Annotated in this window: 19 protein-coding genes; 11 read left to right on the forward strand and 8 right to left on the reverse strand. The window is 67.5% G+C overall.

Going from position 1 to position 20,765, the window contains the following annotated elements; translation table 11 throughout:
* Positions 1-48: 48 nt before the first annotated feature.
* The 9 genes from cheR (at position 49) to ACI766_RS08135 (ending at position 11,150) form a co-directional block, all read left to right on the forward strand.
* Positions 49-873 carry a protein-glutamate O-methyltransferase CheR gene (cheR, locus tag ACI766_RS08095; RefSeq protein WP_003091728.1) on the forward strand — a complete coding sequence of 275 codons (825 nt, stop codon included), beginning with the start codon at positions 49-51 and terminating at the stop codon, positions 871-873.
* Between the two features lie 314 nt (positions 874-1,187).
* The gene (gene hsbA / locus ACI766_RS08100; RefSeq protein WP_003091727.1) at positions 1,188-1,493 is read left to right on the forward strand and encodes an anti-anti sigma factor HsbA; all 306 of its coding nucleotides are present in this window, start codon (positions 1,188-1,190) and stop codon (positions 1,491-1,493) included.
* Position 1,494: 1 nt separating this feature from the next.
* On the forward strand, positions 1,495-3,210 hold the full coding sequence (gene hsbR / locus ACI766_RS08105; protein WP_003098751.1) for a two-component system response regulator HsbR: 1,716 nt from the start codon (positions 1,495-1,497) through the stop codon (positions 3,208-3,210).
* A gap of 65 nt (positions 3,211-3,275) precedes the next feature.
* A complete protein-coding gene (htpB, locus tag ACI766_RS08110) occupies positions 3,276-3,626 on the forward strand; it encodes a two-component system sensor histidine kinase HtpB (RefSeq protein ID WP_003091725.1) in 351 nt (116 codons plus the stop codon).
* 83 nt (positions 3,627-3,709) lie between these two features.
* Entirely contained in the window at positions 3,710-5,848 is a 2,139-nt protein-coding gene (recQ, locus tag ACI766_RS08115) for a DNA helicase RecQ (RefSeq protein WP_003091724.1), read from the forward strand.
* 88 nt (positions 5,849-5,936) lie between these two features.
* A complete protein-coding gene (locus ACI766_RS08120) occupies positions 5,937-7,106 on the forward strand; it encodes a diguanylate cyclase (protein ID WP_003119637.1) in 1,170 nt (389 codons plus the stop codon).
* A gap of 150 nt (positions 7,107-7,256) precedes the next feature.
* Positions 7,257-8,273: a DUF2804 domain-containing protein gene (locus ACI766_RS08125; protein ID WP_003098754.1), complete on the forward strand. Its 1,017-nt coding sequence runs from the start codon at positions 7,257-7,259 to the stop codon at positions 8,271-8,273.
* A gap of 117 nt (positions 8,274-8,390) precedes the next feature.
* Positions 8,391-8,825, forward strand: coding sequence for a MarR family transcriptional regulator (locus ACI766_RS08130; RefSeq protein WP_003091721.1), 435 nt, complete (start codon positions 8,391-8,393; stop codon positions 8,823-8,825).
* A 276-nt stretch (positions 8,826-9,101) separates the two neighbouring features.
* On the forward strand, positions 9,102-11,150 hold the full coding sequence (locus tag ACI766_RS08135) for a FimV family protein (protein ID WP_073664835.1): 2,049 nt from the start codon (positions 9,102-9,104) through the stop codon (positions 11,148-11,150).
* A 7-nt stretch (positions 11,151-11,157) separates the two neighbouring features.
* On the opposite strand, the gene plpD is transcribed toward ACI766_RS08135, so the two are convergent.
* Positions 11,158-13,344 (reverse strand): patatin-like phospholipase PlpD, encoded by a 2,187-nt coding sequence (gene plpD, locus ACI766_RS08140; RefSeq protein WP_003113139.1) that lies wholly within the window; start codon positions 13,342-13,344, stop codon positions 11,158-11,160.
* A gap of 68 nt (positions 13,345-13,412) precedes the next feature.
* Here plpD and ACI766_RS08145 point away from each other — a divergent pair, with 68 nt between their 5' ends.
* Both ACI766_RS08145 and rfaD read left to right on the forward strand, forming a co-directional pair.
* Positions 13,413-13,703 carry a SelT/SelW/SelH family protein gene (locus ACI766_RS08145; protein WP_003091717.1) on the forward strand — a complete coding sequence of 97 codons (291 nt, stop codon included), beginning with the start codon at positions 13,413-13,415 and terminating at the stop codon, positions 13,701-13,703.
* A gap of 95 nt (positions 13,704-13,798) precedes the next feature.
* Entirely contained in the window at positions 13,799-14,791 is a 993-nt protein-coding gene (gene rfaD, locus ACI766_RS08150; RefSeq protein WP_003106207.1) for an ADP-glyceromanno-heptose 6-epimerase, read from the forward strand.
* A gap of 10 nt (positions 14,792-14,801) precedes the next feature.
* Here the strand turns inward: rfaD and ACI766_RS08155 are convergent, their stop codons facing one another.
* From ACI766_RS08155 to ACI766_RS08185, 7 genes are all read right to left on the reverse strand, one after another.
* Positions 14,802-15,968 (reverse strand): MFS transporter, encoded by a 1,167-nt coding sequence (locus ACI766_RS08155; protein ID WP_003106206.1) that lies wholly within the window; start codon positions 15,966-15,968, stop codon positions 14,802-14,804.
* A 91-nt stretch (positions 15,969-16,059) separates the two neighbouring features.
* A complete protein-coding gene (locus tag ACI766_RS08160) occupies positions 16,060-16,812 on the reverse strand; it encodes an SAM-dependent methyltransferase (protein ID WP_003119643.1) in 753 nt (250 codons plus the stop codon).
* A 117-nt stretch (positions 16,813-16,929) separates the two neighbouring features.
* On the reverse strand, positions 16,930-17,169 hold the full coding sequence (locus ACI766_RS08165; protein ID WP_003106204.1) for an acyl carrier protein: 240 nt from the start codon (positions 17,167-17,169) through the stop codon (positions 16,930-16,932).
* Positions 17,170-17,182: 13 nt separating this feature from the next.
* Positions 17,183-18,175, reverse strand: coding sequence for a beta-ketoacyl-ACP synthase III (locus ACI766_RS08170; protein ID WP_003091712.1), 993 nt, complete (start codon positions 18,173-18,175; stop codon positions 17,183-17,185).
* Positions 18,176-18,178: 3 nt separating this feature from the next.
* Positions 18,179-18,604, reverse strand: coding sequence for a nuclear transport factor 2 family protein (locus ACI766_RS08175; RefSeq protein WP_003091711.1), 426 nt, complete (start codon positions 18,602-18,604; stop codon positions 18,179-18,181).
* On the reverse strand, positions 18,601-19,857 hold the full coding sequence (locus tag ACI766_RS08180; protein WP_087823938.1) for a cytochrome P450 family protein: 1,257 nt from the start codon (positions 19,855-19,857) through the stop codon (positions 18,601-18,603). Before ACI766_RS08180 ends, ACI766_RS08175 begins: the two co-directional genes overlap by 4 nt.
* Positions 19,850-20,764, reverse strand: coding sequence for an SDR family NAD(P)-dependent oxidoreductase (locus ACI766_RS08185; protein WP_003106196.1), 915 nt, complete (start codon positions 20,762-20,764; stop codon positions 19,850-19,852). The genes ACI766_RS08180 and ACI766_RS08185 overlap by 8 nt, the downstream gene beginning before the upstream one ends.
* Position 20,765: the final 1 nt, after the last annotated feature.

A 20,765-nucleotide genomic window follows, 5' to 3' on the forward strand; every position in this document is an offset into this window, starting at 1 on the left:
ACGGGCGACCGGCTGCGTTCCGGTCGCCCAGGGCGAAGAGGCTTATGCGTGTCGGCAGCTAATGCGGATTTCGAGTTGTTCAGGGTCTTCCTCGAGAAGACCTGCGGCATTGTGCTGGGCAGCAACAAGCAGTACCTGGTCTCGAGCCGGCTGAACAAGCTGATGGAGCAGCAGGGCATCAAGAGCCTGGGAGAGCTGGTGCAGCGCATCCAGACCCAGCGCGGCGGCCTGCGCGAGATGGTGGTGGACGCGATGACCACCAACGAGACCCTGTGGTTTCGCGATACCTACCCGTTCGAGGTGCTCAAGCAGCGGGTTCTTCCCGAACTGATCAAGGCCAACGGCGGGCAGCGCCTGCGGATCTGGTCGGCGGCCTGTTCGTCAGGCCAGGAGCCATACTCGCTGTCGATGGCCATCGACGAGTTCGAGAAGACCAACCTGGGGCAGTTGAAGGCGGGCGTGCAGATCGTCGCCACCGACCTGTCGGGGTCGATGCTCACCGCCGCCAAGGCCGGCGAATACGACACCCTGGCGATGGGCCGCGGTCTGTCCCCGGAGCGTCTGCAACGCTATTTCGACGCCAAGGGACCGGGGCGCTGGGCGGTCAAGCCGGCGATCCGCAGCCGCGTCGAGTTCCGTGCCCTGAACCTGCTGGACAGCTACGCCAGCCTCGGCAAGTTCGACATGGTGTTCTGCCGCAACGTGCTGATCTATTTCTCCGCCGAGGTGAAGCGCGACATCCTGCTGCGCATCCATGGCACGCTCAAGCCTGGCGGCTACCTGTTCCTCGGCGCCTCCGAGGCGTTGAACAACCTGCCCGACCACTACCAGATGGTGCAGTGCAGCCCGGGCATCATCTACCGGGCCAAGTAGCGCAAGGAAGCGGACCCGCGCCAGGTTGCGCCGGGGGTGACCTGGCAGCCTGGCGCGGGTCCGCTTGGGACGGGCAGGTGGGACGAGACTTTCGCCCACTGCCCAGGCTCCGAGCGCCACGCGCGGCGGCGCCGTCGCAGCCCGCTCGGCACAGGACGGCTGGCTCGGAGCGGGGCAGTTTAGGACTGCGCGATCTAGTTGTATTGACAGATATTTCTGATAGTCAGGTGATCTGGCAAGTTGCCGCTTTGCCGGGGAACTGCTTACATGATTCAAGCCTTCCCTCGATCCGCCACGCCTACCAGGAGACTTCCATGGCCATCACTGCGCTGCCCTCGGCCGATGGGCAAGAGTTGACCATCCAGATCCAGGGGCGCTTCGACTTCGGGGCCCATCAGGATTTCCGCGACGCCTACGAGCGCGTCGCGATCACTCCGCGACGCTATGTCGTCGACCTGCGCAACGCCACCTACCTGGACAGCTCGGCCCTCGGCATGCTCCTGCTGCTGCGCGACCACGCCGGCGGCGAGAACGCGCAGATCAGCCTGGCGAACTGCAGCCCGGAAGTGCGCAAGATCCTCGCCATCTCCAACTTCGAGCAGTTGTTCAAGATCAGCTGAGATGAATCCCCCGGCGGCGCGGATCGAGAGCCTGACGATTCTCATCGCCGAGGACAACGCGGCCGACCGCCTGCTGCTGTCGACCATCGTCAGCCGCCAGGGGCATCGCGTGCTGACCGCCGGCAACGGCCTGGAGGCGGTGGCGCTGTTCGAGACCGAGCGGCCGCAACTGGTCCTGATGGACGTGATGATGCCGGTGATGGATGGCTTCGAGGCTGCCCGGCGGATCAAGCAGCAGGCCGGCGAGGAGTTGGTGCCGATCATCTTCCTCACCTCCCTCAGCGAAACCGAGGCGCTGGTGCAGAGCCTGGAGGCGGGCGGCGACGACTTCCTCTCCAAGCCGTACAACCGGGTGATCCTCGAAGCCAAGATCAACGCCATGGGACGCCTGCACCTGCTGCAACGAACGGTGCTGGAGCAGCGCGACCTGATCGTCCGGCACAACGAGCACCTGCTCAACGAACAGCGGGTGGCCAAGGCGGTGTTCGACAAGGTGGCCCATTCCGGCTGCCTGAACGCCAGCAACGTGCGCTACCTGCAATCGCCCCTCGCGCTGTTCAACGGCGACCTGCTGCTGGCCGCCTACAAGCCGTCCGGCGGCATGCACGTGCTGCTCGGCGACTTCACCGGCCACGGCCTGCCGGCGGCGATCGGCGCGATGCCGCTGGCCGAGGTGTTCTACGGGATGACCGCCAAGGGCTATCCGATGGCCGACATCCTCCGCGAGATGAACGCCAAGCTGAAGCGCATCCTGCCGGTCGGCGTGTTCTGCTGCGCCACCTTGCTCAACCTGAGCTTCCAGCGCGAACTGGTGGAGGTCTGGAACGGCGGTTTGCCGGACGGCTACCTGCTGCGCGCCGCCAGCGGCGAGCGGGTCGCCCTGGTGTCCCGCCACCTGCCGCTGGGAATCCTCGAACCGGCGGCGTTCAGCGACCGTTGCGAAACCTATCCGCTGGATATCGAAGATCGGATATTCCTGTTTTCCGACGGGGTCCTCGAGGCCAGCAACAAGGCTGGCGAGATGTTCGGCGAGGCGCGGCTGCTCCAGCTGTTCGAGCGCAATCGCCAGCCGTCCGCGCTGTTCGACGAGATCCAGCGCAGCCTGGCGCAGTTCCGCGGCGCGGTGCAGGACGACGTGAGCATGCTCGAAGTGCGGCTGCAGCCGGATAGCGGCCTGCAATGCCCGCCGCTGGCGTTTTCCGATAGCGGCGTGAGCAGTCCGCTGGACTGGTCGGTGAGCTTCGAATTCCGCGCCGAAACCCTCAAGCATTTCAACCCGCTGCCCCATGTGCTGCAACTGCTGCTCGAGGTCCACGACCTGCGCGCGCGCGGCGGCGCGCTGTATACGGTGCTCGCCGAACTCTATTCGAACGCCCTGGAACATGGCGTCATCGGCCTCGATTCGACGATGAAGAGCGACGCGGCGGGATTCGCCCGCTATTACCAGGAGCGGGTCAGCCGCCTGCAGGCCTTGCGCGACGGCTACGTGCGACTGCACCTGGACCTGGCGCCGCATGGCGCGGGGGGGCGTCTGCTGGTGCGGGTCGAGGACAGCGGCGAAGGTTTCGACGTGGAGCGCGCGCTGAATGCCGTGGAGCGCCAGGAACGCCTCTGCGGCAGGGGTTTGCGCCTGATCCGCGAATTGTCCGATCGTTGCCAGTGGTCGGCCGACGGAAAGGTGGTGTCCGTGGAGTTTTTCTGGTCGCCTCAGGCATAATCGCGCTTTCGTCGCGGTGCTCCTAATGGGTAGGGCATCGGAAGTCGACTTCAGGGAGCGATCGAATGTCCGCGCCGCATCTCGATGATCGTGTTCTGGCTTCGCTGCAGGAGGTCATGGAGGACGAATATCCGGTCCTGCTGGATACCTTCGTGCTCGACTCCGAGGAGCGCCTGCGCAGCCTGCATGCCGCCCTCCAGGCCGGCGATGCCCAGGCTTTGCGGCATACCGCACACAGCTTCAAGGGAGGCAGCAGCAACATGGGCGCGGTACTCCTCGCCGGCTACTGCAAGGAGCTGGAGGAAAGCGCCAGGCGCGGCGACCTGCAACGGGCGCCGGCGCTGATCGAACAGATGGAGCGCGAATTCGCCATCGTCCGCATCCTTTTCAAACAGGAACGTCAGCGCTATCGCTGAGGTTTTCGTCCTTTCCGGCGACAAGGTACCGGCCCGATCGAGCCTCCCTGGCGTATAATGCGCCGCTCGATTTGGAGTCCTTCATGCGCGAGCAAGCCCTACGCATCCTCAAAGACGTTTTCGGTTACGACGCCTTCCGTGGCAACCAGGCACGGATCATCGAGCGGGTGGCCGAGGGTGGCGATGCGCTGGTACTGATGCCCACCGGCGGTGGCAAGTCCCTGTGTTTCCAGGTCCCGGCGCTGCTGCGCGAAGGCCTGACGGTGGTGGTGTCGCCGCTGATCGCGCTGATGGAGGACCAGGTCGCCACCCTGGACGAACTCGGCGTGCCGGCGGTGGCGCTGAACTCCACCCTCAACCCCGAGCAGCAGCGGGACATCGCCGAGCGCCTGCAGCGTGGCGAGATCAAGCTGCTCTACCTGGCACCGGAGCGGTTGGTCCAGCCGCGCATGCTGGCCTTCCTTCAACGACTGCCGGTCGGCCTGTTCGCCATCGACGAAGCGCACTGCGTGTCGCAATGGGGCCATGACTTCCGTCCCGAATACCTGCAGCTCGGCCAGCTTGCCGAGCTGTTCCCGCAGGTGCCGCGGATCGCCCTGACCGCCACCGCGGACATGCGTACCCGCGAGGAGATGATCCAGCGCCTGCACCTGCAGAACGCCGAGCAGTTCCTCTCCAGCTTCGACCGGCCGAACATCTTCTACCGCATCGTGCCCAAGGAGCAGCCGCGCAAGCAGTTGCTCGGCTTCCTCTCCGAGCGGCGCGGCGATGCCGGCATCGTCTACTGCCTGTCGCGGAAGAAGGTCGAGGAGGTCGCGGAATTCCTCGGCAACCAGGGCTTCCCCGCGCTGCCGTATCACGCCGGACTGTCCAACGAACTGCGTGCCCACCACCAGAAGCGCTTCCTCAACGAGGAAGGCTTGATCATGGTGGCGACCATCGCCTTCGGCATGGGCATCGACAAGCCCAACGTGCGTTTCGTCGCCCACCTCGACCTGCCCAAGAGCCTCGAGGCCTATTACCAGGAAACCGGCCGCGCCGGCCGCGATGGCCTGCCGGCCGACGCCTGGATGGCCTACGGCCTGCAGGACGTCCTGCTGCTGCGGCAGATGATGCAGAGTTCCGAGGGCGACGAGCGGCACAAGCGCGTCGAGCGGCACAAGCTGGAAGCCATGCTGGCGCTCTGCGAGGAAACCCGTTGCCGGCGCCAGGCGCTGCTGGCCTATTTCGACGAGGAGATGCCGCAGCCCTGCGGGCATTGCGACAACTGCGTGGACGGCGTGGAAACCTGGGATGCCACCGAATCCGCGCGCCAGGCGCTGTCGGCGATCTACCGCAGCGGCCAGCGCTACGGCGTCGGCCATCTGGTGGATATCCTGCTCGGCCGCGAGACCGAGAAGATCCGCAGTCTCGGCCACCAGCACCTGGCGGTGTTCGGGATCGGCAAGGGGCGTGGCGAAGACGAGTGGCGGACCCTGTTCCGTCAGTTGGTCGCGCGCGGCCTGGCCGACGTCGACCTGGACGGCTTCGGCGGCCTGCGCCTGACCGAGGCCTGTCGTCCGCTGCTGCGGGGCGAGGTGCGGCTGGAGCTGCGCCGCGACCTCAAACCCCAGCGCGCCAAGGGCTCCTCCAGCGGCGGCGCCAGCGCCGCCAGCCAATTGGTGCGCAGCGAAGAGCGGGAAATGTGGGAGGCCCTGCGCGCGCTGCGGCGCAAGCTGGCCGAAGAGCATTCGGTGCCGCCCTATGTGATCTTCCCCGACGCGACCCTGCTGGAAATGCTCCGCAGCCAGCCGCGCTCGCTATCCGACATGGCCCAGGTCAGCGGGGTCGGCGCGCGCAAGCTGGAGCGCTACGGCCAGGCCTTCCTCGATGTCCTCACCGACTCGCCGGCGGCGCCCGCCGCGCCGCCGCAGGACCTGCGCCACGAATTGGCCAGCCTGGCCTGTGCGGGGATGACCCCGGCGCAGATAGCCCGCCAGCTCAATTGCAGCGAGAAGAACGTCTACGCGATGCTCGCCGAGGCCATCGCCGGTCAGCAGGTGAGCCTGGAGCAGGCGCTGGATCTGCCCGAGGAACTCCTCGGCGAAATCCAGGACGCCTTCCTCGAGGAAGACGGCGAACTGCCGCCGGTGGCGGCGCTGGAGGAGCGTTTCGGCAAGCGGGTGCCGAGTGGCGTGCTGCACTGCGTGCGCGCCGCCCTGCAGGTGGAACTGGAGTCGTGATATGGCCATTTGCCGGTATTTTCTGACGCCAATCTTGTGACGTCCTTCGCAAGCGTCTACTGTGACGCCAAGCCCTCCAAGAGAAGAGGTGTGCGTGACACAGAAGGACCGGTTGGACGACTCCCGTTCCAATCTCTATGCCGACCAATTGAACCGCGGTTTCCGCGGTCTGCGTTTCCTTCCCGAACTGGAGCGTGACTACCGGCGCTACATGCTGGAGGACAGCTTCGCGCTGAAACGCATCGCCCTCAGCGTCGGCATGCTCGTCTGGCTGGCGTTCATCGGCATCGACCTGCTGATCCTCGCTGGCCCCCCGCTGTGGGGCGTACTGGCGGTGCGCCTTGGCGTGCTGGTCCTGCTACTGGTCTGCGGCTGCCTGATCATGCTGCGCCGGCACATCCAGCTGATGGTGCCGCTGAGCATCGCCTGCGTCCTCGCCCTTGGCGTCGGTGCGGCGGCGGTGGTCGGCCTGGCGCACCGGGCGGATCCCGGCTATCCCTACGAAGGCCTGCTGCTGGTCAGTTTCGCCGCCTATTTCCTCGCCGGCCTGCGGTTGTCGCAGGCATTGAGCTGTGCGTTGGTCGTGCTGCTCGCCTACCTGGGTTTCGAGTGGTGGGCGGGTACCCAGGAGCCGCTGGGCAACAACCTGCTGTTCCTGCTGTTCGGTAACCTGATCGGCGCGGTCGGCTGCTACCTGCTGGAGTTCAAGTCGCGCGAGCATTTCCTCATCAGCCGCCTGTTGCGGGTGATGGCCGACCACGACAGCCTGACCGGCCTGCACAACCGGCGCAGCTTCAACCAGCACCTCGACCGCCTCTGGCGCCAGGCCCAGCGCGAACAGAAGACCCTGGCGCTGCTGCTTTGCGACGTCGACCATTTCAAGGCCTATAACGACCGCTACGGACACCAGGCTGGCGATGCGGTCCTGCAGCGCATCGGCGCGGTGTTCGAGGCGAATGCCAGGCGTCCGCTGGATATGGCGGTGCGCCTGGGCGGCGAAGAGTTCGCCCTGTTGCTGTACGGCGCCAACGAGCACGAGGCGAGGCTGCGCGCGGAAGCGCTGCGCGCACAGGTCCAGGCGCTGCGCATGGAGCACGAGGCGTCGGACACGGCGCGCGAAGTGACCCTGTCGGTCGGCGTGTCCTGCCTGTGGCCGACCCCGGGCAACGACCTGAAGCGTCTCTACGATCTCTACGAGCATGCCGATCGCGCGCTTTACGAAGCCAAGGCGTTCGGCCGCAACCAGGTGGTGGCCTGAGTCCATGGCCGATTTTGTCCCTGTGGCTGGCGCCGCCGGTGACTGCGGGACGAGGCGGCGAATGCTAGGTTCGACAGGAAAAAATGCCAGGCACGGCCGCTCTTCGCAGAGCTGCCGGCCCCACCGCGAGACGACTTCCGGACGGACCCCATGCAGCGCTTGATCCAGGCCAACGGCCAACCGCACTACGGCATCTTCCCGAGTGCCCCGCAGCACATCAATTACCGCGATTTCGACTTCCGTTCGCCGATGGGCCGGCGCGTGGGGGCCCTGGGCAAATGGCGACGCTTCCATCAGTTCCAGTACTTCGGCCTGATCAGCCCGGAGCTGATCGGCGGCTGCGCCCTGGCCCAGCTGAGCTTGCTTGGCGTCGGCTTCGTCTACCTCTACCAGCCTTCCAGCGGACGCATGCTGGAGCGGCGCTTCAAGCTGCCGCTGGGGTTCGGAACCCGGTTTTCCCAGACCCCGGACGACGGCGTCTGCGAACTGCGCCAGGGGCGCAACCTGCTACGCCTGGAGAACCGTATGGCTCACCGGGAGAAACGCCTGCTGGTGGAACTCGACGATGGCACCCGCATCGACGCCTGCTTCAGCGAGGAGGCGCCGAGCTTCCAGCCGATGTGCCTGTGTACGCCGACCGCGGTGAACGGCTGGGTCTACGCGCAGAAGGTGGCCGGCGTGCGCTGTCGCGGCGACGTGCGCAGCGCCCTCGGCGACCACGACCTGCAGGCGCTGGACGCCTTCGCCCATCACGACTGGTCGGCGGGCTACATGCGCCCGGAAACCTTCTGGAACTGGGCTTGCCTGTCCGGCGAGGCGGACGGCTTGCGGGTCGGCCTGAACCTGTCGTGCGGGGTCAACGAGACCAGCTTCACCGAGAACTGCTACTGGCTGGACGGCGAACTGCTGAAGGTCGACAGCGTGCGCTTCGACTTCGACCGCGACCAGCCGCTGCGGCCCTGGACCATCCGTTCATACGATGGCCAGGTGGAGCTGCGCTTCGAGGCTCACGGCATGCATCAGGAGCGGCTGAACCTCGGTCTGCTGGCGAGCAACTTCAAGCAGATATTCGGTTGTTTCAGCGGTGTGCTGCGTCCGCGAGGTCGTGCCGAGGTGAGGATCGAGCGGCTCTGGGGCTTCGTCGAGGACCAGTACGCGAAGTGGTAGACAGGGCCTGGCCTGGGCATATCGTGCGACAATTTGTCATTGTACGGGGGGAAATTGGACGGGCATTATTAGCCGACTAATAATTAGTCAAATGAAATATCGGACCTCCTTTTTCCTATGGCTCAGACAGACAAGCACTATTTCGGCACCTTGCTAGCCCAGACTTCCCGTGCTTGGCGCGCTGAACTCGACCGCCGCCTCAGTCACCTCGGCCTGTCCCAGGCGCGCTGGTTGGTGTTGTTGCATCTGGCGCGCCATCGCGATTCGCCCACCCAGCGCGAGTTGGCCCAATCGGTCGGGGTCGAAGGCCCGACCCTGGCGCGGCTGCTCGACGGCCTCGAGTCCCAGGGCCTGGTACGGCGCCTGGCGGTGGCGGAGGACCGGCGGGCCAAGCACATCGTGCTGACGCCCAAGGCCGATGTGCTGATCGCCGATATCGAGGCCATCGCCGCCAGCGTTCGCAACGACGTACTGACCGGCATCGACGAGTCCGAGCAGGCGCTGTGCCAGCAGGTGCTCTTGCGAATCCTGGCGAACCTGGAAAAGCGCTGAGCACTGCGTCACGAAATTCCGCTAGAATCGCCATTTTTATGGCATCACCTCCTGGGCTTTCGTCCGAAAGCCCTCTGCAGAGGTTTTCGTCGGTTTTCTGACGAAAAATCTTGACCGTTTCCACGGCATTCCTCTATTCAGTGATGGCAAAAAGCCATGTCTTGCGCCATGTGGTGCGTTCAGCCCTGTACGGGGCGAAATTCGGGCTAACGTGAAATAGATGTAGCAGTCGACCGCTGGCCGGCTGTGTGCTCGAAGTGCGGAGAAAAGAACGGAATGCCCGGTAAAGCCTTGCGTGTCATGTTGTGTGCCTGGTCGTGCCTGTTGGCCGGGCAGGCGAGCGCCCTGGGAGTGGGAGACATCACCCTGCATTCGGCGCTCAACCAGCCGCTGGATGCGGATATCGAACTGCTCGACGTCGGCGATCTCGGCGCGGACGAGATCGAGGTCCGCCTGGCGGGCGCCGACGTCTTCGCCGCGGCCGGGGTGGAACGCTTGCAGTTCCTCAACGAGCTGCGTTTCAGTCCGGTGCTCCAGGGGCGCGGTGGCAATCGCATCCATGTGTCCTCGAGCCGACCGGTGCAGGAGCCCTACCTGAATTTCCTGGTGGAGGTGGCCCGCCCCAACGGCCGCATCGTGCGCGAATTCACCGTACTGCTCGATCCGCTCGGTTATACGCCGCGCATGCTTCCGGCCGCGCGCAGCGGGATCGAGCCGCAGCGGCAATCCTCGACGCCGGTGCCTGCGCCGCGTAGTGCCGCGGTCGTCGTAGACCCGGCACTGCTGGAGCCGGGCGACGAATACCTGGCTCGCCCCAGCGACAACCTCTGGGCCATCAGCGGACGCCTGCGTGGTGCCGGCAACGCCGATCGCGCGCAACTCATGGAGGCCCTGTACCAGCTCAATCCGCAGGCCTTCGTCAATGCCGACCGGCACCGGCTCAAGGCCGGCGCGCGCCTGCGCCTGCCGGCCGGCTACCAGCCGGAGCGAGGCGCGCCCGGCGCCGTGAAGGAGGCGGCCGTGGAAGTCCTGCCGCCAGCCGATGCCGCCGTGGTGGAAAACGCTCCGGCGGCTCTCGTCGAGGCGCAGCGCCAGGCGGATGCCGAGGCCGAGGCGTTGGCCCGGCAACGGGAGGAACTGAGCCAGCGGATGGACGATCTGCAACGCCAGTTGCAGGCCTTGCAGGAACAACTGCAGCAGCGCGATCACCAGGTCGCCGAACTGCAACAGCAACTGGCCCGGCGCCAGGCGGTGCGGCCCGCGGCGCCGCCGCCCGCCGCGGCCGCGCCTTCGGTTGCGCAACCGGTTGAAACGCCGACGGACTCGCAGTACTGGCGCTGGATGATCGTCCTGCTGCTGGTCCTCGCTCTGCTCGGCGTGTTGCTGTTGCGTCGCCGCCGCGAAGAGGCTCCTGTCCCGGCGGTCGAACCGAAGCGCCGGGTCGCCCTGAACCTGCCGCTGCGGCGTGCGCCGCGCTCCCCGGCGGCCGCACCGGCGCCGGCAAAGGTCGAGGAACAGGCCAGGCCGCCGGTCGCCGCTCCCTCCAGCCCGCCGCCGTCTCCTCCGCCTGCTCCGGCCGCCGCTCCGCGCGCCGCCATGGCTGCGGCGGACAAGCTGGACGGCGCCGACATCTATATCGCCTACGGTCGCTACGGACAGGCCCGCGACCTGCTGCGTCAGGTACTCGCCGAGCAGCCGCAGCGCCTGAGCGCGCGGATGAAGCTGTTGCTGGTGCTGGCTGAGCTGGGCGATGCGGCCGGCTTCGACGCGCTGGCCGAGGAAACCCTGGCCAGTGGCGGCAACCCGGAGGCCATCGACGAGTTGCGCGGACGCTACCCGGCGCTGCTACAGATGCCGGCGACCGAGACGCCGGCGGCAACAACCAAGGACGACGACTGGAGCGACCTGCCGCTGGCCGAGCCGCCCGTTTTGCAGCAACCGGATGCGTCCTCGGGCGCCGACGGCTTCGGCGACCTCAACCTCGATCTCGATCTCGACTGGGGCGCCCTGGAGAATCCCCTGGACAACCCCGACCTGCCGCGCCGCGCCGCTGCCGGCAAGGCGGAACCGGCGGAGGAGCCCCTGGCGTTCGAGAGCAATCTCCATGAACTGCCGGATGTCGCCGAGTACGAACACCTCGAACTCGACCAGCCGGAGCCGGCCACGGTGCCGCCGGAGGAGGCCTCGGCCAGCCTGGACCGGGCCCGCGCCTGCATCGACAGCGGCGATCTCGACCAGGCCAGCCGCATCCTGCGCCTGGTGGTGGCGCACGGCGACCCGTGGCAGAAGGCCGAGGCGCGCGAGTTGCTGGCGCTGATCGCCTGAACTCCGCTCAGAAGTTCTGCCCGAGGTTCAGGTAGAACGCCTTGAAGTTCTCGTCGTTGATCCCGTAGCTGAAGGTCAGCGGCCCCAGCGGCGTATCGAAGCCGATCATCAGGCTGGCGGCGTTGATGTAGCCGCTGTCGTATTCGTTGTCGTTGTTCCAGATGCGTCCGCGCTCGATGCTGCCGCCCAGGTACAGCGGGAAGTCCAGCGGCAGGAAGGAACGTTCGGTGAGGCGCCGGTAATAGACGATCCGTCCCAGGCTGTAGTTCTGCCCGGACAGCGCGTCGCGGCGGAAGCCCGACAGCTCGCGGGCGCCGCCGAGGGTGAAGCTGGAGGTGACCACCTCGGCGTCGTCCAGGGTGCGCCCGTAGCCGCCGCCGAACACCCAGGTGTCGGCGCCGAAGCTGAGCGCCTTGTTCAGCCGCAGGTCCCACTGCCGGTAGCTGTCGTCCGAGCCGAGGGACTTGTCGTAGCGGCGCATGGTCAGGCCGATCTCCTCGCCCTCGTGGGGGAAATTGACGTCGTCGACGGTATCGAACGAGTACTTCAGTTCGTAGTAGCCCTCGGTGAAGTCGATGTCCGGCAGGCTCGGGTCGCCGATGCGCACGTCGGCCTTGCCGTAGGCCTGCACCGCGCCCAGGCGGATTTCGCCGTTGTTGGCGATCTGCCGGCCGACGTTGAGGCCGTAGCCGTAGCGCTCCAGGCGATAGCGCAGCAGCGGGTCGTTGTCCTCGGTGACGTCGACGTTCTGTGCCTCGTGGAACAGGAAGGGCGCGACGAAGTAGCGCGAGCCGACGTCGAGCGGCTGGTAGAACTCGCTGTAGAGTTCCTGGCGGTCGCCGAGCTGGACCCGGGTCAGCCACTCGGCGCCGAGCCGGTTGAGGCCGTTCATGCGGTAGCTGCCGCCGAGGTTGAAGGTGCTTTCGCCGCGCATGTCGTCGGACAGGTTGAGGCCCAGGCGAAGGAAGTCGGTGCCGCCTTTCTTGCCGGTGGCGTGGATCACCAGGGTGTTGAGCTTCTTCTCCTTGACCACCCGGTACTGCACCTGGTCGAAGTAGTCGAGGCCGTAGAGGGTGCTCATGTCGTCCTGCAGGCGGCCGAGGTCGAGGCGCGTGCCGAGCGGCTGGCGGATGTAGTGGCGGATCACCTCGTCGCTGACCTTCGAGTTGTTCTCCACGCGGATCGCGTCGATCACCGGCTTGCGCTGGTTCGGCGTGCGCGCCACGTCGAGCGCTTCGCTGTTGAGGTCCTTCGGCTTGCGCAACTCGGCGAGGCGCGCGGCGAGCACCGTGGTGGCGCGGTAGCCGGCGTCGATCAGTTGCGGCACGCGGCCGAAGTCGGTGGTGCCGTAGCCGGACAGCGGCGGCTGGATCAGCACGTCGCCGGGCTTGAGCGTGGCCAGCTGGGCTTCGGAGTTCTTCCGGGTCATCAGGGTGATCGACTGGTTCATCACGTCGAGCACGGTGCTCAGGTCCTTGCGGTCGCGCAGCGGGTTGCCGATGTCGACCACGATCACCACGTCCACGCCCATGTCGCGCGCCACGTCCACCGGGATGTTGTCGACCATGCCACCATCCACCAGCAGCCTGCCGTCGATCTCCACCGGGGCGAACACGGCGGGGATCGACATGCTGGCGCGGATCGCCTGGGGCAGGTGGCCCTTGCGGAACACCACTTTCTCGCCGGTTGCGATATCGGTGGAGACGGCGCGGAAGGGGATCGCCAGCTTGTCGAAGTCGCGGTTGTCGCTGGTGTGCACCAGCAGGCTTTCCAGCACCATCGCCAGGTTCTGGCCCTGGATCACCCCCAGCGGCAGGCCGAGGGTGCCGTCGTCGCGGAAGCTGATCTTCTGCTTGACCAGGAAGTCGCGGTCGTCCTGCTTGCGCCGGAACGGCACGTCCTTGCGCGGCGGCGCGTCGGACAGCGCCTGCTGCCAGTCCATCTCCAGGGCGATGCGCTCCAGTTCGGCGGGGGTGTAGCCGGAGGCGTACAGGCCGCCGACCACCGCGCCCATGCTGGTGCCGGCGATGGCGTCGATCTGGATGCCCTGTTCGTCGAGGGCCTTGAGCACGCCGATATGGGCCAGGCCGCGGGCGGCACCGCCGGAGAGGACCAGACCGATCTTCGGCCGGGCCTCCGCGGCGAGGGCGGACAGGGGAAGCAGGAGCAGCAGTACGAGCAGCAGGCGGCGCATGAGAACGATCCGGAGCCGGGTGAAAAGGCGGCTATTATAGGCGCGACCGTTTCCCCTGAGCCGCCGACATGCCCACCGCCAAGCCCGAAATCGTCATCACCTATTGCACCCAGTGCCAGTGGCTGCTGCGTGCCGCCTGGCTGGCCCAGGAACTGCTCAGCACCTTCGCCGACGATCTCGGAAAAGTCTGCCTGGAGCCCGGAACCGGCGGCGTCTTCCGCATCACCTGCGACGGCGTGCAGGTCTGGGAGCGCAAGGCCGACGGCGGCTTCCCCGAGGCCAAGGCGCTCAAGCAGCGGGTTCGTGACCGCATCGACCCGCAACGCGACCTCGGTCACAACGATCGTCCTTCCCGCTGAACCGCTGCCGTCCGCCCATGGCTTGTTGCAGGTCAACGGGCGGCACGGCGCATAGGCATAGCCTGGGGGCATTCATCCTGTCGAAGGGAGTGCCCATGAGCATCATCGTCACCGGCGCCGCCGGCTTCATCGGCAGCAATCTGCTGCAGGCGCTGAACCGGCGTGGCGAGACCGACATCATCGCGGTGGACGATCTCACCGACGGCGAGCAGTTCCGCAACCTGGCGGACGCCGATATCGCCGACTACCTGGACCAGAACGACTTCCTCGAGCGTTACGCCCGCGGCGACTTCGGCACGGTCCGCGCGCTGTTCCACCAGGGCGCCTGCGCCAGCACCCTGGAAAGCAATGGCCGCTACATGATGGAGAACAACTACCGCTACAGTTGCCGCCTGCTGGAAAGCAGCCTGGAACTCGGCGTGCCGTTCCTCTACGCCTCGTCGGCGGCGGTCTACGGCGCCGGCCGGACCTTCCGCGAGGCGCGCCAGTACGAGCGGCCGCTGAACGTCTACGGCTATTCCAAGTTCCTCTTCGACCAGCGTGTGCGGCGGGCGCTGCCGCAGGCGCGCAGCCAGGTGGTCGGCCTGCGTTACTTCAACGTCTACGGGCCGCGCGAGGAACACAAGGGGCGGATGGCCTCGGTGGCCTACCACTGCTACCAGCAATTGCGCCGCGACGGGCGGGTCGAACTGTTCGGCGAACACGGCGGCTTCCCGCCCGGCGGCCACCTGCGCGACTTCGTCGCGGTGGAGGACGTGGCGCGGGTAAACCTGCATTTCTTCGACCATCCGCAGCGTTCGGGAATCTTCAACCTCGGCAGCGGCCAGGCACGGACCTTCAACGAGGTCGCCCTGGCGGTGATCAATAGCGTCCGCGCCAACGCCGACCAGCCGCCCCTGTCGCTGCAACAGGCCGTGGAAAGCGGCCTGCTCGGCTACCGCGAGTTCCCCGAGTCGCTGCGGGCGCGCTACCAGAGCCATACCTGCGCCGACCTGGAGCTGCTGCGCGAGGCGGGCTACCGCGACGATTTCCAGAGCCTGGAAGAGGGCGTCGCCGGCTACTGCCGCTGGCTGGCGCGCAGCGCCTGAGGGATCCTGCTCAGCGGCCCAGTGCCCCGCCTACCGGGGCGCGGGCGAAGCGCAGCTCCGGCAGCAGGGTCAGCAGCGCCAGTACTCCGAGGGCCGCGCCGACCCAGAGCGCGCCCTGCAGGCCGAATCCGCCGGCGATGCCCAGGCCGCCGATCCAGGAACCGGCCATCACGCCGAGCATGATGCAGGCGGTGTGCACCGAGTTGACCAGCATGTTGTTATGGCCGACCCGTGCGCCGCGGGTCACCAGCGCCGGGTTCATCGACACCCCGGTCAGGCCGATCACCACCAGCGCCGCCACCGCCACCGCCGGAACCTGTCCGAACAGGGCGAAGGCCACCATCGCGGCGATGGCCGCCAGCAGGCCGAAGGCCAGGACCGCGATGGTATGGCGGTCGGCCAGGCGGCCGACGATGTTGTTGCCCACCAGCGTCGCCAGGCCGTAGACCACCAGCAGCAGCGGTACGGTCGAGGCGGAGAAGCCGCTGACCTCGGTGAGGATCGGCACGAAATAGGTGAAGCCGGCGAAGGTGGCGCCGATCAGCAGCAGGCTGGTGGCGTAGACCCACCATAGATGGGCGTTCCTGAACACCTTCAGTTCCTCGCGCAGCGAGCCGCTGCCCGCCGACCCCGGGATCGCCGGCATCAGCTGCAACACCAGCAGGCCGACCAGCACCGCCACCAGCGCCACCGCGAAGAAGCTCGCGCGCCAGCCGTACCATTCGCCCAGCCAGGTGGCGACGGGCAGGCCGAGCACGGTTCCGACCATCAGGCCACCGAGCACCAGCGACGACGCGCGGCCGAACTGGTTGCCTTCGACCAGTTCGGCGCAGGCGGTCAGCGCCACGCCGAAGAAGGCCGCGGCGGCGACCGCGGTGACCAGTCGCGCCGCGACCATCACCGCATAGCCCGGCGCCAGGGCGCCGATGACCTGGCCGACCACGAACAGCGCGATCAGGCCGAGCAGGGCGTTCTTGCGCGGCACCCGGAGCAGGGCGGTGGTCAACAGCGGGCCGCCGACGGCCATCGCACCGGCGTAGAAGGTGACCAGGTAGCCGATCGCGGCGAAGGACACGCCGAATTCGGCGGCCAGCGCCGGCATCAGCCCGGCGACCATGTATTCGCTGGTGGTCAGGGCGAAGATCGCGGCACCGAGCACGTAGACAATCAAAGGCATGTTTCCAGCTCCCGAGCGGTTCAGACGACGATGAAGCGAGCCACGGCGACCTGCCCGTGCCGTGGCCGCGCGATGAATGCACGACGGCGACTCATGCCGCCGACGAACCGAAGCCCTGGTCGGCGCCTTCGGGCAGCACCGTCACGCAGTGGGCGAACAGGTTCGAAGCGCTGCGCACCACGGTCAGCCCGCACTCGGCGAGCAGGGCGTGGAGGCAGGCGCGTGAATACGAGCGCGAGTAGAAGCCGTCGCTGCCGGTGAACACGGTGCCGTCGTCCCGCGTGTGCAACTCCAGGCCCTGCACCCCGCAACGGCGGTAGTAGCTCTGGCGGACGCGGGTGGCCTCGGCGCTGTCGCCGAACACCGAGACCACCGCCGCCACGCTGCGCTCGGCGAGGGAGTCGAGCAGCCGTTTCGGCTCGCGGAAGTTGCCCAGCAGGTTGAACGGCAGCAGGTACAGCGCGCGCGAGCCGACCGAGGCACCGCGCCTGGTGTGGTTGAGGATGTCGTCGACCACCGTGTCCGCGCGATCGCTCATGCCCTCGCGCTCGATCCGCGTGCGCAGCGTCTCGATCGCCCGCTGGTCGAGGTCGACGCCGAGATAGCGGGCATTGAGCAGGCGCGCGATTTCCAGCGCCCGGCCGTCGTAGCAGCCTAGCTCGACCAGTGCGTCGCAGCGCAGGTAGGCCATCGCCTCGAAGGTCATCAGGCTTTCCATTTGCAACAACGGCAGCACGTCGTCCGGAAAGTTGGCCAGGGTCATTATCGTCCTCGGTCCGAACTCCAGCTCGTAGAAAGCCGACTCCCGATGCGTCCCGATCGTGAGATCCATGTTCTGACTCACCTCTTCCTCCAGCGAATCTCGCTCTGGTGTTGGTTGATCGAAGGCGATGCGCGTTCCCATGTCCCGGCACCGCCTTCGCCTGGCAGAGAAGCGACGGAACGCCGGCGTTCGCTGGCCTCAGGCGGCGCGGTGCTTCTCGACCAGCTGGAACAGTTCGTCCACCGTTTCCAGCAGGTCGAGTTCGTCGTCGACCCCGGTGACGCCGAACTCCTTGCGCAGCTTCAGCGACAGCTCGCTGACCACCAGCGAATCGAAAGCCAGGTCTTCCATCCTGCTGTCCCGGCTGATTTCCTCCTTCGGCACGCCGCTGGCGACGCTGAGCACGGTGAGGAGATGGTCTTCCATGTCGTTGGGCATTGTTCTTCCCTCTTCAGTCCATTGTCGGAACGATCTTCGGCCAGCGCAGGGCGACCGAACCCCAGGTCAGTCCGGCACCGAAACCGGTGAGGACCATGTTGCCGCCGTCGCGCAGGATGCCTTGGCGCAGGCCGTGGGCCAGGGCCAGGGGAATCGAGGCGGCGACGGTATTGCCCACCTCGGCGATGTTGCTCACCACTCGCTCGACGGGAAGGTCGAGCTGGTCGGCGACCGCCGCGAGAATGCGTGTGTTGGCCTGGTGCGGGACCAGGTGATGGAGGTCCGAAGCTTGCCAGCCGACCCGGTCGAGCACCCGCCGCACCGAGTCGCTCATCTGCGTCACCGCCTGGCCGAACACTGCCTTGCCGTCCATCCGGAAGTAGTTGGAGGCCTGTCCGGAACTGCGTTCGGCGCGACTGACGGCGGGGGTCATCAGCAGGTCGAACTGGTGGCCGTCGCTGCCGAGGTCGAAGGCCAGCAGCGCGCCTTCTTCCTCGGCATCGCCGGCACGCAGCACCACCGCTCCGGCGCCGTCGCCGAACAGTGCGCGGGTCGAGCGATCGGCGGGGTCGAGGGTATGGCTGAAAGTGTCCACCCCGACCAGCAGCGCGCTGTCCGCCAGCCCGGCGCTGATCAGCGAGCCGACGCTGGCCAGGCCGTAGACGAAGCCGGTGCAGGCGGCGGACAGGTCGAACGCGAGCGCGCCGACCAACCCCAGGCGCGCCGCGACCCTGGGCGCGGTGGCCGGGCAGCAGAAGTCGCCGGTGCTGGTTGCCAGCACCACCGCATCGACTCGCTCCAGCCCCGCCGAGGCGAGCGCGGCGGAGGCCGCCCGCAGGGCCAGGTCGCCGCTGCCGAGGTCGCCGGCGATATGCCGCTGGCGCACGCCGGTGCGGCTGCTGATCCAGGCGTCGGAAGTGTCCAGCTCGGCGGCGAGCATGTCGTTGCTGAGCACGGCCTCGGGCAGGTAGCTGCCCAGGCCGCAGACCACGGCGGCGCGCGGCATGGCTCAGGCTCCCTGGACGATCTTGGCGGCGGCCTCGACCCCGCCCAGGGCCTCGAGGTGCCGCAGCGGATTCCAGAAGTCGCGGTAGAGCAGGATCTGTCCGTCGCGGGTGCGCAGCACCGAGATGTAGTCCTGCGCCAGCTTGCCGCCGGAAACGGTGGCCACGCCGTCGCCATGGAATTCGCCGATGGCCAGGTCGGGGTCGGCGGTCTCGTAGAACTGCACGTCGGTGAAGCGCACGGTCAGGTGCTCGGGAAACAGGCGCATGTGCGCCCAGATGGTTTCGCGGCCCTCGAAGCGGGTCTTCCAGCCCGGCGGGGCGTAGGGGAATTCGAGTACGCCTTCCGGATGGAACAGGTCGCACCAGCCACGGGCATCGCCGTTTTCCAGGAGGCGCAGGCTGTGGACGAGAATTTCCTTGGCATTCATTGGGCGATCCTCTCGATCGGGTTGGCGTGGGAGGCGGTGTTCGCCGGGGCGCTGCATCCGGTGCGCACCGGCACGCTGATCAGGGCGCGGAGGAAGGTGATCGGCAGCCACTGCAGCTCCGCGTGGGGCACCGCCAACTGGAGGTCGGGGAAGCGCGCGAGCAGGCGCTGGATGGCGATCCGCCCCTCCAGCCGGGCCAGCGAGGCGCCGACGCAGTAGTGCACGCCGAAGCCGTAGCCGAGATGGCCATCGGTGTTGCGGGTGAGGACGAGGCGGTCGGGATCGTCGAAGCGCTCGGCGTCGTGGTTGGCGGTCAGGTTGGAGACCAGGATGTATTCGCCGGCGGGAATGGTGACCCCGTCCAGTTCCACGTCTTCCACGGTGAAGCGCAACATCGAGGCGCGCACCGGACTGTCGTGGCGGACCAGTTCTTCCATGGCGTTGGGCAGGAGTTCCGGCTGCGCCCGCAGCAACGCCAGTTGCTCCGGGTTGACCAGCAGGGTGACCAGCGCGTTGCCGATCATGTTCATGGTGGTCTCGAAGCCGCTCATCATCAGCAGGTGGGCCATGGAGACGAGTTCCGCTTCGCTCAACTGGCCGCTCTCGTCGGCGGCCTGCACCAGCCCGCTGTAGACGTCGTCGGCCGGCTGCCGGCGCTTGGCCTCGAGCAGCACGCGCAGGTAGTCGACCTGCGCATCGGCCAGGGCCTGGGCCTCCTCCGGCGACAGCAGTTCCGCCTGGCGCTCCCAGGACTGGCGGGCGTGTTCGCGCTCGGCCTCGGGAATGCCCAGCAGCTCGAAGATCACCGCGATGGTCAGCGGGATCGCGAAGTCGGCCATCAGGTCGGCCTGTTCGCGGCCGGCCATGGCGTCCAGCAATGCCTCGGTGATCCGTTCTATATGCGGTTGCAGGCGCTCCACCTGGCGCGGGGTGAACGCGCGGCCAACCAGCGAGCGCAGGCGGGTATGGTCCGGCGGGTCGAGGTTGAGCATGTGGTGGCTGAGTCCCTCGCCGATCCCCGCGCGCGGGCTGCCGGTACGCTTCGCGTAGAGTTCGGCGGCCTGCCGGGCGTCGCGGCGGACGCCCGGATGGTTGAGGACCTTGCGCGCGTCGCGGTAGCGCGTCACCACCCACACCGGATGCTCGGCGGCGCGATGCGCGGGACGCGGCGCGCCGTCCACCTGCAGGCCGTCGTAGAGCGCGTGCAGTGGCGAGATCAGTTCCTCGCCCAGTCTCAGTTTGCGATCAGGCACGTTGCTCCTCCTTCGCCGCCGGGGCGGCGGTGACGATGGGGCGGAACATCCCGTCGATCACGCTATCGGGCAGCAGCCGCGCCAGCAGGGTACCGCGGCGCACGTCGGCGCCGACCCGGTAGCGGGTCCGCGGCTTGGCCGCGGTGAGCGCGGCATGCACCGCGGCGGCGACATCGGCGGGCTTGGTCGCGCTGTTGCGCGCGCCGTCCTCGTTGGCCTGGAGGAAGCGCAGGTAGGTATCGCGATAGAGGTCGGCGACGGCGTCGGGGGCGTCGGCCAGGGCGCGCTCGCCCTCGCTGGCGATCTTGCCCCAGATCGGCGTCCAGATCGCCCCGGGGCTGACCACCGAGACCTGGATGCCCATGGGTGCCAGCTCGCGGCGCAGGGCGTCGCTCACTCCCTCCTTGGCGAACTGCGCGGCGGAGTAGGCGCCCAGGTAGGGAATGGCGACCGAGCCGAGGCCCGAGGTGACGTTCACCAGGCGCGCCGCGCCGCCACGGCGCAGCAGCGGCAGGATCGCCCGGGTCACCGCGAGCTGGCCGATCAGGTTGACTTCCAGCTGGCGCCGCAGCAGGTCGCTGGAGACGCATTCCAGCGGCGCGGAAATGCAGATCCCGGCGTTGTTCACCAGGCCCCAGAGCCCGGTATCGCCGACTTTCTCCGCCACCTGCGCGGCGGCCCGGCCAATGGATTCCTCGTCGGTGACATCGATCAGCAGCGTGCTGATCCGGCCGGACGGGCAGGCGTTCGCCAGGCGCTCGCCATCCTCCTGGCGGCGCACCCCGGCGATCACCTGGAAACCCTGTTCGGCCAGGTGCAGCGCGGTTTCCCGGCCGAGGCCGCTGGAGGCGCCGGTGATCAGTACGTGGCGGCCCTGGGGCGAGAGAGGTTTGCTGGTGAATAACATG

It is taken from the genome of Pseudomonas sp. DL (genome assembly GCF_047199225.1).
Taxonomy (GTDB): domain Bacteria; phylum Pseudomonadota; class Gammaproteobacteria; order Pseudomonadales; family Pseudomonadaceae; genus Pseudomonas; species Pseudomonas aeruginosa.